Source organism: Streptomyces sp. NPDC103540 (genome assembly GCF_055584445.1).
Genome location: NZ_JBVJMA010000006.1, coordinates 274,714 through 288,854 on the forward strand (window position 1 = coordinate 274,714; position 14,141 = coordinate 288,854).

General features: G+C 74.0%; 9 protein-coding genes and 1 tRNA gene. 7 read left to right on the forward strand and 3 right to left on the reverse strand.

Translation table 11 applies throughout. The features are described from left to right. Positions 1-77 precede the first annotated feature (77 nt). The 3 genes from ACZ6ZI_RS16985 to ACZ6ZI_RS16995 all read left to right on the forward strand — a co-directional run bounded on the left by ACZ6ZI_RS16985 (position 78) and on the right by ACZ6ZI_RS16995 (position 2,245). On the forward strand, positions 78-749 hold the full coding sequence (locus ACZ6ZI_RS16985; protein WP_469521164.1) for a TetR/AcrR family transcriptional regulator: 672 nt from the start codon (positions 78-80) through the stop codon (positions 747-749). Positions 750-814: 65 nt separating this feature from the next. Continuing rightward, positions 815-1,735, forward strand: a complete 921-nt coding sequence (locus ACZ6ZI_RS16990; RefSeq protein ID WP_469521168.1) for a serine/threonine dehydratase — start codon at positions 815-817, stop codon at positions 1,733-1,735. A gap of 150 nt (positions 1,736-1,885) precedes the next feature. Next, on the forward strand, positions 1,886-2,245 hold the full coding sequence (locus ACZ6ZI_RS16995; RefSeq protein ID WP_469521170.1) for a hypothetical protein: 360 nt from the start codon (positions 1,886-1,888) through the stop codon (positions 2,243-2,245). 51 nt (positions 2,246-2,296) lie between these two features. On the opposite strand, the gene helR is transcribed toward ACZ6ZI_RS16995, so the two are convergent. From helR to ACZ6ZI_RS17010, 3 genes are all read right to left on the reverse strand, one after another. Then, positions 2,297-4,459, reverse strand: coding sequence for an RNA polymerase recycling motor ATPase HelR (helR, locus tag ACZ6ZI_RS17000; RefSeq protein ID WP_469521173.1), 2,163 nt, complete (start codon positions 4,457-4,459; stop codon positions 2,297-2,299). Positions 4,460-4,699: 240 nt separating this feature from the next. Next, positions 4,700-7,078, reverse strand: coding sequence for a hypothetical protein (locus ACZ6ZI_RS17005; protein ID WP_469521176.1), 2,379 nt, complete (start codon positions 7,076-7,078; stop codon positions 4,700-4,702). Continuing rightward, positions 7,078-7,152 (reverse strand) — tRNA-Ala (locus ACZ6ZI_RS17010). Before ACZ6ZI_RS17010 ends, ACZ6ZI_RS17005 begins: the two co-directional genes overlap by 1 nt. A gap of 425 nt (positions 7,153-7,577) precedes the next feature. Here ACZ6ZI_RS17010 and ACZ6ZI_RS17015 point away from each other — a divergent pair. From ACZ6ZI_RS17015 to ACZ6ZI_RS17030, 4 genes are all read left to right on the forward strand, one after another. Further along, positions 7,578-8,909, forward strand: a complete 1,332-nt coding sequence (locus ACZ6ZI_RS17015; protein ID WP_469521179.1) for an ABC transporter substrate-binding protein — start codon at positions 7,578-7,580, stop codon at positions 8,907-8,909. After that, on the forward strand, positions 8,906-9,922 hold the full coding sequence (locus tag ACZ6ZI_RS17020) for a carbohydrate ABC transporter permease (protein ID WP_469521182.1): 1,017 nt from the start codon (positions 8,906-8,908) through the stop codon (positions 9,920-9,922). The genes ACZ6ZI_RS17015 and ACZ6ZI_RS17020 overlap by 4 nt, the downstream gene beginning before the upstream one ends. Then, positions 9,919-10,809 carry a carbohydrate ABC transporter permease gene (locus ACZ6ZI_RS17025; RefSeq protein WP_469521185.1) on the forward strand — a complete coding sequence of 297 codons (891 nt, stop codon included), beginning with the start codon at positions 9,919-9,921 and terminating at the stop codon, positions 10,807-10,809. Before ACZ6ZI_RS17020 ends, ACZ6ZI_RS17025 begins: the two co-directional genes overlap by 4 nt. 129 nt (positions 10,810-10,938) lie before the next feature. After that, positions 10,939-13,962, forward strand: coding sequence for an alpha-mannosidase (locus tag ACZ6ZI_RS17030; RefSeq protein WP_469521188.1), 3,024 nt, complete (start codon positions 10,939-10,941; stop codon positions 13,960-13,962). Positions 13,963-14,141: the final 179 nt, after the last annotated feature.

The following is a 14,141-nucleotide window of genomic DNA, read 5'->3' on the forward strand; positions in this document are numbered from 1 at the left end:
CAGCAATATGGCCGTAATCGATGTCACACCAAAGTGGTGATACGCCGTACGTGACACTGGCTGATACGGTGTATCTCATGCCGAGGAGATCCACCGCCCTGGACCGGGCCACCCCCGAGGTCATCGCCGAAGCCGCCCTGCGGATCCTGGACGAGGAGGGCCCGCGGGCCCTCAGCTTCCGCGCCCTCGCCGACCGGCTCGACGTCTCCCACGCCACCGTCCAACGCCGCTGCGTCGACCTCGCCGGCCTGCTCGACCTCTGTACCGAACACCTCGCCGCCCGCCTGCCCGAGGTACCCGCCGGCACGGACTGGGCCGAGGCCGCCGAACTGCGCTTCGGCGCCTTCTACCGGCTCCTCGTCGCCCACCCCGGGCTGCTCGTGCTGCGCGGCGGACGCCCCTGGCTCGGCCGCCAACTCCTGGCCCGGCTCGTCGAACCCTCGCTCGCCGACAGCGTCGCCGCCGGCATGACCCCCGCCGAGGCCATGACCGTCTACCGCGGCATGTACCTGCTGACCCTCGGCAGCGCCGCCTTCGTCGACCACCGCGACCCCGCCGCGGCCACGGCCGCCTCCCGCGCGGCCCTCGCCGCCCTCGACCCGGAACGCTTCCCCGTCCTGACGGGCGCGCAGGCCGCCGTCCTGCCCCCGCTGACCGGCCACGAGGTCTACCACACCGCCCTGCGCCGACTCGTCGAAGCCTCCCGGCCCGCCCCCGCGACGACCGACCCACCCGCGACGACCGACTGACCCGCGACCGCCGACCGACCCGCCCCCGGGCGCGACCCGCGCGCCCCACGAAAGGCAGCCCACCCATGGAGCGACAGCTCGACCACGCCGCCGTCCGCGCCGCCGCCGAACGGACCGCCGGCGTCATCCGGCCCGTCGCCGTCGTCCCCGCCGCCGAAGGACTCTGGTACGCCCTCGAACACCTCCAGCACACCGGGTCCTTCAAGGCGCGCGGCGCCCACAACTTCCTCGCCGCCCACCGTGCCGCGGGCGCGCTGCCCACCGCCGGGGTCACCATCGCCTCCGGCGGCAACGCGGGCCTCGCCTGCGCCTGGGCCGCCCGCGCCCAGGGCGTGACCGCCACCGTCTTCCTGCCCGCCACCGCACCCCGGGTCAAGGTCGAGCGACTGCGCGGCTACGGTGCCGACGTACGCCTCGTCGGCGAGCGCTACGCCGAAGCCCTCGCGGCGTGCGAGGAGTTCGCGGCGGCCTCCGGGGCGCTGCTCAGCCACGCCTACGACCACCCCCTGATCGCGGCCGGGGCCGGCACCCTCCTCGACGAGATCCGCACCGCCCTGCCGCTCCTCGACACCGTGGTCGTCGCGGTCGGCGGGGGTGGCCTGTTCGCGGGCGTCGCCACGGCCGCGCGCGCCCACGGCATCCGCGTCGTCGCCGCCGAACCCGAACACTGCCGGGCCCTGAACGCGGCCCTGGAGGCGGGGCGCCCCGTCGACGTCCCCGTACGCTCCGTGGCCGCCGACTCCCTCGGGGCCACCCGGGTCTCGGCCGACGCGCTGGAAGCCGCCCGACTGGGCGACGTCACCTCCGTGCTCGTCCCCGACGAGGCGATCACCGAGGCCCGCCGCGCCCTGTGGGAGGAACACCGGATCGTCGTCGAGGCCGGCGCCGCCACCGCCCTCGCGGCCGTGCGCACCGCGCCCCGCCCGCCGGGCCGCGAGGTCGCCGTCGTCCTGTGCGGCGCGAACACCGACCCCGGGGACCTGTGAGCGCACCCCGGACCCGGGGCACCGACGACGTTCGTCGCGACCGCCGAAGACTTTCGAGGACAGCGCCCGCCCGCCTCCCGCTGCCAGGCTCGTGCCGACAACGGGAACACGTGGTGCGCCGCGATCGCGGCGCGGAAGGCGGGCAGGGAAGTGGCCAAGCGCAAGGGTTGGTTCATCGGCTGCGGAGTGGCGCTGGTCATCGGCATCGGACTGCTCGCGGCCCTGGCCTTCGGCGCGGCCAAGCTCCTCGACGTCGCTGACAAGAGCTTCCTCGACCCGAAGGTCTACGAGGCGGTCCGCGTCGGCGACGCGGAGAACGAGGTCCGCGCGAAGCTCCCCTCGGGGGAGAGCTTCGTCAAGGACGCCCTCAAGGACGGCGGACCGGCCGAGCCCGCCGGCAGCACCTGCGCCTGGTACGTCTCCAGCGCCGAGAACGCCGACGAGGACGTCCTGCGCTTCTGCTTCAAGGACGGCAGGCTCGCCGAGAAGGCGAGCTACCGCATGAAGTAGCCGGCACCCCGGGCACCCCCGGCACCCCGGGCGCCCCGGGGGCCGGGCGGGTCACGGAGAGGACAGGACGACGAGCCGCTGCGTGGCGCGCGTCATCGCGACGTAGCGGTCGACGGCGCCCGCGACGCCCTCGCCGAAGGCCTGCGGGTCCACGAGGACGACCAGGTCGAATTCGAGGCCCTTCGCCAACCCGGGGGTCAGCGACCGGACCCGGCCGCTCGCCTCGAAGGTCGGATCGCCGATGACGCAGGCGACGCCCTCCGGATGCCCCGCGAGCCAGTCCTCGAGGACCGACTCCAGCTCCGTGACCGATCCGTGGGCCACGGGGACCCCGCCGGCGCGGACGGAGGTCGGCACGTTCGCGTCGGGGATCGCGGCCCGGATGACCGGCTCCGCCGCGGCCATGACCTCCTGCGGCGTGCGGTAGTTGACGCCGAGCGAGGCCACCTCGATCCGGTCGAGTCCGACCCGCTCCAGCCGCTCGCGCCACGACTCCGTGAAGCCCCTGCGGGTCTGGGCCCGGTCCCCGACGATGGTGAAGCTGCGCGAAGGACAGCGCGAGAGCAGCATCTGCCACTGCGCGTCGGTCAGTTCCTGCGCCTCGTCCACGACGATGTGCGCGAAGGGCCCGGCGAGCCGGTCCGGGTCGACGGTGGGCAGGGCGCCCGCGTCGATCAGGCTGTCCTGGAGGTCCCGGCCGCGCAGCATCGTCACCGCGCCCTCGCCGTCGTCGTCCGCCGCGAGGATGTCGTCGATGACGCCGGACATGCGCTCGCGCTCGGCCGCCACGGCGGCGTCGTGCCGGCGCCGGCGCCGGGCCGCCCCCGGGTCGCCGAGCCGCTGCCGCGCCGCGTCCAGGAGCGGCAGGTCGCAGACCGTCCAGGCGTGGGCGTCGGCGCGCTGGAGCCGGGCCACGTCCTCGCGGGACAGCCACGGGGCGGCCATCCGCAGGTAGGCGGGGACCGACCAGAGGTCCCCGACGAGTTCGGTCGCCTCCAGCAGCGGCCACGCGTCGTGCAGGGCCTCGGTCAGCTCCTCGTCGTGCAGGACCGCCCGGCGGAACCGCTCGTGCGGCACGTCCTCGTCGCCGTCGAGCTTGTCCAGCAGGATCGTGGCCAGCTCCTCCCGGATCTGCTCGCGCGCCTCGTTGTGCGGGGTCCCGGCCGCCGAGGCGAACGCCTCGGCCCAGTCGTCGGCCGTCAGCCGGACGTCGGCCCACGGGGTGGACACCGTCATCCCCGAGGTGGGGGGCTCCTCGTAGATCCGTACGGCCTTCTCGACCGCCTTCACCAGGTCGGCGGACTCCTTCAGGCGGGCCACGTCCGGGTCGCCCTCCTCGTGCGCCGCCGCGCCCTCGGCGACCAGGTCGCGCACGGTGCAGGTCTGTACGCCCTCCTCGCCCAGGCTGGGCAGGACGTCGGCGACGTAGGCCAGGTAGGGCTGGTGCGGGCCGACGAAGAGCACGCCGCCCCGACGGTGGCCCAGGCGCGGGTCGGAGTACAGGAGGTGGGCGGTGCGGTGCAGGGCGACGACGGTCTTGCCCGTGCCCGGGCCGCCGTCGACGACCAGCGCGCCGCGCGAGCCCGCGCGGATCACGGCGTCCTGGTCGGCCTGGATGGTGCCGAGCACGTCCCGCATCCGCGCGGACCGGTTGCCGCCCAGACTGGCGATGAAGGCCGACTGGTCGTCGAGCGCGGCGTGGCCCTCGAACGCGTCGGCGGTGAACACCTCGTCCCAGTAGTCGCCGACGCGCCCGCCGGTCCAGCGGTAGCGGCGGCGGCTCGCCAGACCCATCGGGTGGGCGTGGGTCGCGGCGAAGAAGGGCTCCGCCGCGGGGGAACGCCAGTCGATCAGCAGTCGGCGCCCCGTGTCGTCCGTGAGGCCGAACCGTCCGATGTACACGGGCTCGGCGTCACCGGCTTCGCCGGTGGGGACGACGCGGCCGAGGCACAGGTCGAGACCGAAGCGGCGCAGGGAGCGCAGCCGGCCCGTGATCCGGTGGATCTCGACGTCCCGGTCCATCGCCTCCCGTCCCAGACCGCCCGGCGCCCGGCGCAAGGCGTCGAGCCGGTCGGACAGTTCGGCGATCGACCGTTCGAGGGTGCGGGCGAGGTCCGCGAAGTGCCGCTCGTCGTCGGCGATCAGGCTCGGGTGCGCCTTGGGGGCGAGGTGGTCGGGAAGGTGGAACGCGCCGGTCGAAGACGGCAAAGGCACGGGGTGGATCCTCATTTCCGCAGGTCGTGGCTACGAGGAGCGATTCTGCGGTACCACCGGGGCCTTGCCGCAAGCCCCCCCGTGCGCTATAAGTTGAGAGTGGCAAGGGGTGTGTTGGCCCTCTTGCCACTCCACCGGGAGCCGCGTGAGGACGCCGCGATCCCGCTCTCCCCACCTCGGGAAACCCGCCGCCGCCCCCGCGCGTGCCGGTACGTGGCACCGGCACGCGCGGGAGGATCCTCAGCGCGTCGGGGGCACCGTGCGGATCCAGTGGCCGGTCGTGCTCCAGCCCAGCAGTCGACGGGCCCGCCCGCCGTCGGCCTCGCCCCGGGCGTCGAAGCTGCCACCGGCCTCCACCAGGCGCAGTCCCGCGAGCGCCGGCGCCAACCGCTCCCGTACGGACGCGGGACGGCGGGTCGCCTCCGACTCCATCCACGCCAGGACGGCCGCCCGCTCGCGCGGCGAGCACAGCGAGAGGTGGAACACCATCTGCCGCCAGGCGTACGCCGCGTCCTTGATCACGGGCAGCGGGCGCGGGTCGCCCTCCACCCGGGACACCAGACGGCAGACCGTCGCGAAGCAGTCCCGGGCCAGGCCCGCCCAGCCCGCCGGCGGCTCGATCCGCACCCGCGCGGCCAGCGTCGCCAGGTTGTGCGTGGTGAGGATCTGGGCCTGTTCGATCACGGTGCCGTTCGCCCCCACCGACCAGCCGCGCTGCCCGCCGTCGGCCGCGGCGGCGCGCTCCGCGCACAGCGCCGCGAACTCGTCCGCGCCGCGGCCGCGACCGCGGTCGCCCAGAGCGGAGTCGGCGGCCCGGGCGACGGCCATCCGGCGCACCCGCCGGTAGTCGATCCCGTAGTACCGCTCGTACAGGCCGCCTTCCAGCAGGTCGGCGGCGATCCGGGCGGCGACGAGGAACTTCGGGGTGAAGGTGCCCATGAAGATGTCGGCGGCCAGCTCCTCCACGAACGGCGTGCCCGCCTCGGCCCGGCGACCCAGCTCGGCCAGTTCACGCACCAGCGGGTTGGGCAGCAGCGTGCCCGGGAAGGCCGTCACGGCCAGCTCGCCGAGCCGGCGCAGCGCCTCCTCGGCGGACTCCCGCGCCGATTCCTCGGCGCCCGCGTCCGCGCCGCGGTGCCCCTCGACCGCGCGCAGCCAGGGCAGTTCCCCGATCCGCACCTGGTGCCGGAGGTTCAACAGCAGCAGCGAGCGCCGGCCCCGGAAGGCGCGGTACGTCGCCGCCATCAGGGTCCGCAGCGCCGGGTCGGCGTACCGCTCGGCGGACACCGCCGCGACGAGCTGCGGCACCAGCTGGGCCAGCACCTCGGCGGAGGGCACCACCCCCCGCTCGACGAGCACCTCCAGCGGCGCGCTGAGGGCCGAGCGGACCGTTCCCGCGAGGGCGGGCGGCACGACCGCGCCCACGGGCAGGCCGCACTCCCGCGCCTCGCGCGCGCTCACCGGGGCCAGCGGTCCCTCGACGTCCGGGGTGCCGGAGGCCGGGTCGAGCCGGGCCAGGCGGCGCAGCACCAGCGCGGCCATCGCGTGGTGCGAGGGCAGCGCCGCGTGCTCGGCCTGGATCCGACGGAGCCGGGTGTGCCGGTCCGAGCCGGGCAGGCCGCGCTTGGCGACCATCGAGGAGACGGCCACCCGCAGCAGCCCGGCGAGCCGGGGCGCGAGCGCGCGTCCCGCGAGCTCCTCCTCCAGGGCCCGGCGCAGGATCCCCGCGTTCGACTTCGGGTCGCGGTGCTTGGCGCACCGGGTGTGCGCGGAGGCCAGGGCGGTGTACCGGGCCAGGAGCGCGGCGCCGTCCGCGCGCCAGTGCGGGCCGGGAACGGCCGGGGGCGTCGCCTCCAGCCGGTGCGCGAGCAACTCGTCCTCGAAGGGGCGCCATACGGACAGCGCCTCGCGCTGCGCCTCCACGGCGTCGTGGGGTCGGCGTCGGGCCAGCGCGGCGGAGGCCTCGCCGACGGTGCGGCGGTGCACGGTGTCGACGCCGGGCGCGGGCCGCAGCGCGGGGCGGGGCAGGAACCGCAGCCGGTCGGCGAACGGGGCCAGCTCGGTGACGAGCTCCGCCGCCGCGTCGAGGTCGCCCGCGCGCACCAGCCAGGCGACGGTGGCCAGCGCGGCCTCCTCCGGCACCCGGACCTCGTAGCACCCGTCGTCCAGCAGCGACCACAGCCGCTCCAGACCGTCCTCGGTGAGGTGGTGGGCGAACAGCTCCCCGCGGGTCGCGGGCACGCCGGCCCGGCGGGCGGCCTCCTCCTCGTGGGGCAGCAGCGGTCCGCCGGCGGCGGCGGACCCGGTGGCGAAGCCGCCGGTGACCACCTCGGGGGTCACCCAGGCGGGGAACGCGGCCACGGGGGTGCGGGATCCGACGGTCAGGGAGCCGGACGCGATGCCGGACAGGACCGCCCGCCACTTCGCGGCCCGCGACCCCGCCCGCTCGCGCGTGGCGGCGTCCTCGTGGCGGGTGGCGGTGCGCAGGGCGCGGGCCAGCCGGTCCGCCGCGTAGGCCGGGGAGACGGATACGGGCCCCGGCTCGGAGACGGTCGCGGCGTCGGGCCCGGTCCTTCGGGCGGACGCGTTCGGGAGCTGCTGGTCAGCGTCTGTGTTCATGGCCGACGTGGCAGGTTCCGCCCCTGCGCCCTCCGGGAAGCAAGCCCGGTGCTCTGCTGCTGAGCTACACGTCGTGGTCGTCCCGAACCTAGACGGTGGACCGCGGACCGCACAACAGGATTCGGCCGGCGCTCCGGTCGCCGGCCGCGGGCGGGGGACCGTCGGACGGGCTTCGCGGGACGTGCGGTAAACCGCATTAGTGCGCGCGGGGCGCGGGCGCCCGCGAACCGACGACAAGAAGTCAAACATCGGCGTTCCGTCCTTTCGGCGCTCCAACTCCCCGCCCCTGAAAGAGATTGCGAACTAAAGCGCATCAGTCCAGGTGGGAGCCCGGTTGGCGGCGGGCCTTTCGCCCTCCCCGGCCCTCCCGAACGGACGGGGCACGCGTACGCCCTCGGCCGGCGGGCCCCGGGGCCGCGTTGACGCTCCACCGCTTTGTGGACAGCGTGGGCCGCGCGCTCCGGCAGCGAGGCCGGAACTTCCCCCGAAGGCGGCGAAGATGCATCGTTCACCCCTGAACCGGAAAGCCCGTACCGCCCTGGCCGCGAGCGTCCTCCTCTCGCTCTGCGCGTGCGGGGTCGGCGGCCCCGCCGAGGTGGAGGAGGCGGAGAAGACCGGGAAGGTCTCCGGTGAGATCACCTTCCGGACCCTCCAGTTGAAGCCGAAGTTCACCGCGTACGTCCAGGGCGTCATCGACTCCTTCGAGGCCCGTCACCCCGACGTCACGGTGAGATGGGAGGACGTGCCCGGGGACGGCTACAACGAGAAACTCGTCGCCGACGCCCAGGCCGGCGCCCTCCCGGACGTGGTGAACCTCTCCACCGACTCCTTCCAACTGCTCGGTGACCGCGGCATGCTCGCCGACGTCGCCCGGCTCGACCCGGACGTGGCCGCGGAGTACGTCCCCGGCGCCTGGGAGCAGTTCGGGCTCCCCGGCAAGGGCGCGGGCAGGTTCGCCTACCCCTGGTACGTCACCCCCGAGATCCTCACGTACAACGAGGACCTGTTCGTCCAGGCCGGCCTCGACCCCGATCGGCCCCCGACCGACGTGGAGCAGTTCTTCGACTACGCGGAGCAGATCGCCGCCCGCTCCGGAGGCCGCTTCTCCGCCTTCATGGCCGACCCCAAGGGGCGTCTGCCCGGGGACTGGCAGAAGATGGGCGTCCCCCTCCTGAACGAGCGGAAGGACCGGTTCACCTTCGACACGGACCGGGCCGTCGCCTGGGTCGAGCGGATGAAGGACCTCTACGCCAAGGGCGCCATGCCCAAGGAGTCCCTCCTGAAGGCCGACGACGTCAACCAGCTCTACGGCGGCGGCAAACTCGTCTTCGGCCCCGGCTCCCCGGGCTTCGTCAAGGACGTCAAGCAGAACGCCCCGCAGGTCTACGGGCGCACCCGCGTCGCCGGCGCGGTCACCGGCCGGCTCGGCCACATCGGCATCTACGCCCAGTCCCTCGGCATCCGCAAGGACACCCGGCACGTGGACGCGGCGAGCGAGTTCGCCAAGTGGGTCACCAACGGCCCCAACCAGGTGGAGTTCTCGCGCAAGGCCACGATCTACCCCTCCAACGCCAAGGGGCTGGCCGACCCGTACTTCGCCGACAGGGGCGACGGCAAGGACGCCGAGACGCTCGCCCGCGCGGTCGGCGCCGAACAGCTGAAGAGCGCGGGCCTCGACGCCAACACCCCCGTCCAGTGGACCAACCAGGTCGGCGACGCGGTCGTCCGCGAGGTGCAGAAGGCCATCACCGGGGAACAGGACGCGCGGACCGCCGTGCGCAGGGCACAGGAGGAGGCCAACAGGCTGCTCGCCGCCGGGGCGAGGAAATGACCACGCCCACGACCGACCCGACGACCGACCCGACGGCCGCCTCGACGACGACCTCGACGGCCGCCCCGGCGGCCGACAGGCGGGCGGCGGGGCGCCGGCGCGCGGCGGCCCTGCGCGCCATGGAGGCCGACACCGGCCTGAGTCACCGCAGGTGGTGGACGCCCTACCTCTTCCTCGCCCCCGGCCTGGTGATGGTGACCCTGTTCAGCCTCTGGCCGTTCGTCAACACCGTCGTCCTGTCCCTGACCGACGCGCGGATCCTGCGCGGGGGCCGCTTCGTCGGCCTCGACAACTACGCGCGCGCCCTCGCCGACCCCGACTTCTGGACGGCGGCCGGCAACAGCGTGCTCTACCTGCTGGTCGTCGTACCGTGCCTGGTCTTCCTGCCGTTGGCGCTCGCGGTCCTCGTCTCGGCCAAGGTCCCCGGCATCGGCTTCTTCCGGTCCGCCTTCTACACCCCGGTGATCGCCTCGGCCGTGGTCGTCGGCCTGATCTGGCAGTGGGTGCTGCGCAGCGACGGCCTGGTCAACACCGTCTTCCGGCGGATCGGGGTGATCTCCGAGCCGATCCCCTTCCTCACCGACTCCACGATGCTGCTGGTCTCCGCGATGATCGTGACGGTGTGGAAGGGCCTCGGCTACTACATGGTCTTCTACCTGGCGGCCCTCGGGAACGTGCCCGCCTCCCTCCACGAGGCGGCGGCGATCGACGGCGCCGGCCCGGTGCGGCGCTTCGTGTCCATCACGATCCCCCAGGTCAAACCGATGATGCTGCTGGTCGGCACCCTCTCGGCGATCTCGGCCCTGCGCGTCTTCACGGAGATCTACATCCTCGGCGGCGAGAGCGGCGGCCCCGGCGGCGGCGCCCGCACCCTGCCCTTCCTGATCCGGCAGGTCGGACTCGGCTTCGCCGGCGAGACGGGGTACGCGGCGGCCGTCTCCCTGCTGCTGTTCCTGCTGACGCTGGTCTTCAGCCTGCTCGGGCGGCGCCTGTCGAAGGGGGACGGGAATTGAGCACCTCCACGGGTCCCCGCACCCCCACGGGTACCCGCACCCCCACGCGTCCCCGCACCCCCACGCGCACCCGCGCCCGGGCCGGCCGCGCCGCCCGCTACGCGACCCTGCTGCTGATGCTGGTCGTGACGCTCGGGCCGATCGTCTGGCAGTTCCTCACCTCGATCCGGGGCCGCGGCGAGAACGTCTACGACGGACTGCTGCCCTCCGACCCCACCCTCGACAACTACCTCCGCGTCGCCGAGTCCTTCCCGCTGGCGCGGTACGTCGGCAACACCCTGACGGTCGCGGCCCTGGCCGTCACCTCGAACGCGCTGTTCTGCGCGATGGGCGGCTACGCCCTCTCCCGGGCCGGCTGGAAGGGCCGCCGGGTGGTCTTCACGGTGTTGGTGGCCACCCTGATGTTCCCCTTCGAGTCCGTGATGGTCTCGATGTTCCTCACCATCCGCGGGATGGGGCTGGTCGACACCCTCGTGGGGGTCTGGCTGCCCGGCGCGGTCTCCGTCCTCAACATCATGATCATGCGGGCGGCCTTCCTCGCGGTCCCCCGCGAGGTGGAGGAGGCGGCGGTCCTGGACGGGGCCGGCGAGTGGACCCGCTTCACCCGCGTCTTCCTGCCGTCCGCCAGGGGCGCCCTGGCCGTCGTCTGCCTCACCAGCTTCATGGGCGCCTGGGACGACTTCCTGTGGCCCCTGCTGGTCCTGACCGACAGCGAGAACCACACGCTCCAGCTCGGCCTGAAGACCCTCGCCGGCGCCACCACCGTCAGCGATCAGCGCGTCATCGCGGCCGGCGCCATGGCGGCGCTCCTGCCGATGTTGCTCCTCTTCCTCGCCCTCCAGCGTTTCTTCTTCCGCGGTGTGGGCGAGGGCGCGGTAAAGACCTGAGGGTCGCCCCGTCCGCCCCTCCGTGCCCCACCCCGCCCGGTCCTTCCCTCTTCCCCTCCCTCGCTCCCTCGCTTCCTCCCTCGCTCCCTCCCTCCCTCCCTCCCTCCGTCCCTCCCTGGAGCCGCCGTCATGCACGACGACCGCAGCGTCACCGAACACCGTCTCCGCCGGATGCTCGCCGAGCGGATCAAACCGGCCGTCCACTCCCGCGCGCACCCGCTGACCGTCGAGCGCTGGGAGGCCCCGGGCGAGCCCGTCCCCGTCACCGAGGCGCTCGCCGCGCCGTACGGGCCCTGCGCGATCGGCGAGCCCTGGGGCCCGGCCTGGGGCACCACCTGGTTCAAGGTCACCGGCACGGTGCCCGCCGAGTGGGCCGGCCGCACCGTGGAGGCGGTCCTCGACCTCGGCTTCGACCGGATGATGCCCGGCTTCCAGTGCGAGGGCCTGGTCCACCGCGCCGACGGCGGCGAGGTCAAGGGCCTGAACCCGTACAACGACTGGGTGCGCGTCGCCGACCGGGCCGCGGGCGGCGAACGCGTCGAGTGGTACGTGGAGGCCGCCTCCAACCCGATCCTCGTCGACCACGTGCCCACGACCGAGGGCGACCGGCTGACCAGCGGTGACCGGCCCCTGTACCGGCTCGCCCGGATGGACCTCACCGTCTTCGAGACCGAGGTCTGGGAACTCGTACAGGACCTGGAGGTCCTGTACGACCTCATGACGCAGCTCGACCCGGGGGAGGCCCGCCGGTACACGATCCTGCGGGCCGTCGACGCCGCCCTCGACGAGGTGGACCCGGCCGACGTCCCCGGCACCGCCCTCGCCGCCCGCGCCCGCCTCACCGGGGTGCTCGCCGCCCCGGCGCACGCGTCCGCGCACCGGATCAGCGCCGTCGGCCACGCGCACATCGACTCGGCCTGGTTGTGGCCGCTGCGCGAGACGGTCCGCAAGGTGTCCCGGACCACGGCCAACGTGGTCGCCCTGATGGACGCCGACCCCGACTTCGTCTTCGCCATGTCGCAGGCCCAACAGCTCGACTGGATCAAGACCCACCGGCCCGAGCTGTTCGAGCGGATCAAGAAGAAGGTCGCCGACGGACAGTTCGTCCCGGTGGGCGGCATGTGGGTGGAGTCCGACACCAACATGGTCGGCGGCGAGGCCATGGTCCGCCAGTTCCTCTACGGCAAGAAGTTCTTCCTCGACGAGTTCGGCATCGAGACGAGGAACGTCTGGCTCCCCGACTCCTTCGGCTACACCGCCGCGCTGCCGCAGATCGTGCGGCTCTCCGGCTCCCACTGGTTCCTGACCCAGAAGATCTGTTGGTCCCAGGTCAACGCCTTCCCCCACCACACCTTCTGGTGGGAGGGCATCGACGGCAGCCGGGTCTTCACGCACTTCCCGCCCGTTGATACCTACAACTCCGACCTCGGCGGCGCCCAGATGGCGCACGCCGCCCGCAACTACCGCGAGAAGGGGCGCGGTTCGCGTTCCCTGGTGCCCTTCGGCTGGGGCGACGGCGGCGGCGGCCCCACCCGCGAGCACCTCGCCCGCGCCCACCGGCAGCGGGACCTCGAAGGGGCGCCCCGGGTGGAGATCGAGCGGCCCGACGCCTTCTTCGAGAAGGCCCGCGCCGAATACGAGGACGCGCCCGTGTGGGCCGGGGAGCTCTACCTCGAACTGCACCGGGGCACCTACACCTCCCAGGCCAAGACCAAGCAGGGCAACCGGCGCGCCGAGTCCCTGCTGCGGGAGGCCGAGCTGTGGGCGACGACCGCCGCCGTACGGGCCCCCGGATACGCCTACCCGTACGAGGAACTGGAGCGCCTCTGGAAGACCGTCCTGCTCCACCAGTTCCACGACATCCTGCCCGGCTCCTCCATCGCCTGGGTGCACCGCGAGGCGCGCGACACCTACGCCCGCGTCCACGAGGAGCTGCGCGCGATCACCCAGGCCGCGCAGAGCGCCCTCGCCGGGCCGGGGGAGGAGCGGCTCGTCTTCAACTGTGCCCCGCACGCCCGGCGCGGCGTCCCGGCCGGGGGCGCCGGCCGTCCCGAGGGGGTCGGGGAGCCGGTGACCGTCGGGGAACGCGCGGGGGGCGGGCACGTGCTCGCCAACGGCCGGCTGCGGGTGGAGGTCGACGGGCGCGGGCTGCTCGTCTCGGCGTACGACCTGCGCGGGCGGCGCGAGGCGCTCGCCCCGGAGGCCGCCGCCAACCTGCTCCAGATCCACCCCGACCTGCCGAACATGTGGGACGCCTGGGACGTCGACGCCTTCTACCGCAACAAGGTCACCGACCTCGTCGACGTCGACGCGCTGGAGCTCACCGAGGACGGCCCCGAGTCCGCCACCGTCACCGTCCACCGCTCCTTCGGCTCCTCGACCGTACGCCAGAGCATCACCCTGCGCGCCAGCGCCGCGACCGTGGACATGGTCACGGAGGTGGACTGGCACGAGACCGAGAAGTTCCTGAAGGCGGCCTTCCCCCTGGACGTGAAGGCCGAACGGACCGCTTCCGAGACCCAGTTCGGCCACGTGTACCGGGCCACGCACACCAACACCTCCTGGGAGGCGGCCAAGTTCGAGATCTGTGCCCACCGCTGGATCCACGCCGAGGAACCCGGGTGGGGCGTGGCGCTCCTCAACGACTCCACCTACGGGCACGACGTGACCCGTACGGTGCGGCCCGACGGCGGCCAGACCACCACCGTACGGCTCTCCCTGCTGCGCGCCCCGCGCTACCCGGACCCGGAGACCGACCAGGGCCGCCACACCCTGCGCCACCGCCTCGCGCCCGGCGCGACGATCGGGGACGCGGTGCGCGAGGGGCACGGGCTGAACCTGCCCGAGCGGGAGGTGCGGGGAGCCGGGCCGGTGGCCCCGCTGGTGGCGGTGGACGACGACGCGGTGGTCGTCGAGGCCGTCAAGGCGGCCGAGGACCGCGGGGGCGACGTCGTCGTACGCCTCTACGAATCCCGGGGCGGGCGGGCCCGGGCCGTCCTCACCCCCGGCTTCGCGGTCACGGCGGCGGTGGAGAGCGACCTCCTGGAGCGCCCCCTGGAGGGCGGGGCCGTCGCGGAGCCCGCCGCCGACGGGACGGTGGCCCTGACGTTGCGCCCGTTCCAGATCGTCACGGTCCGCCTGCGCCGGCCCTGACCGACGGGCCGCGCCGGTCGGCCGCGCCCGGCGCCGGACGCGGCGGGCGCGCGGGCCGGCCGTGAACTGTGCCACAGCGGGCGCCGGCGGGGGCCCGTGACACCGGGGTCCGGGGGCGGAAGCCCCCGGACCTGGTTTTGCACCTAGTTGCAAAAACCCGGTCCGCTCGCTAGAACAGG

Coding starts and splice junctions, on each gene's coding strand:
- ACZ6ZI_RS16985 (WP_469521164.1), top strand. CDS start 78: ATGCCGAGGAGATCCACCGCCCTGGACCGGGCCACCCCCGAGGTCATC.
- ACZ6ZI_RS16990 (WP_469521168.1), top strand. CDS start 815: ATGGAGCGACAGCTCGACCACGCCGCCGTCCGCGCCGCCGCCGAACGG.
- ACZ6ZI_RS17005 (WP_469521176.1), bottom strand. CDS start 7,078: ATGAACACAGACGCTGACCAGCAGCTCCCGAACGCGTCCGCCCGAAGG.
- ACZ6ZI_RS17015 (WP_469521179.1), top strand. CDS start 7,578: ATGCATCGTTCACCCCTGAACCGGAAAGCCCGTACCGCCCTGGCCGCG.
- ACZ6ZI_RS17020 (WP_469521182.1), top strand. CDS start 8,906: ATGACCACGCCCACGACCGACCCGACGACCGACCCGACGGCCGCCTCG.
- ACZ6ZI_RS17030 (WP_469521188.1), top strand. CDS start 10,939: ATGCACGACGACCGCAGCGTCACCGAACACCGTCTCCGCCGGATGCTC.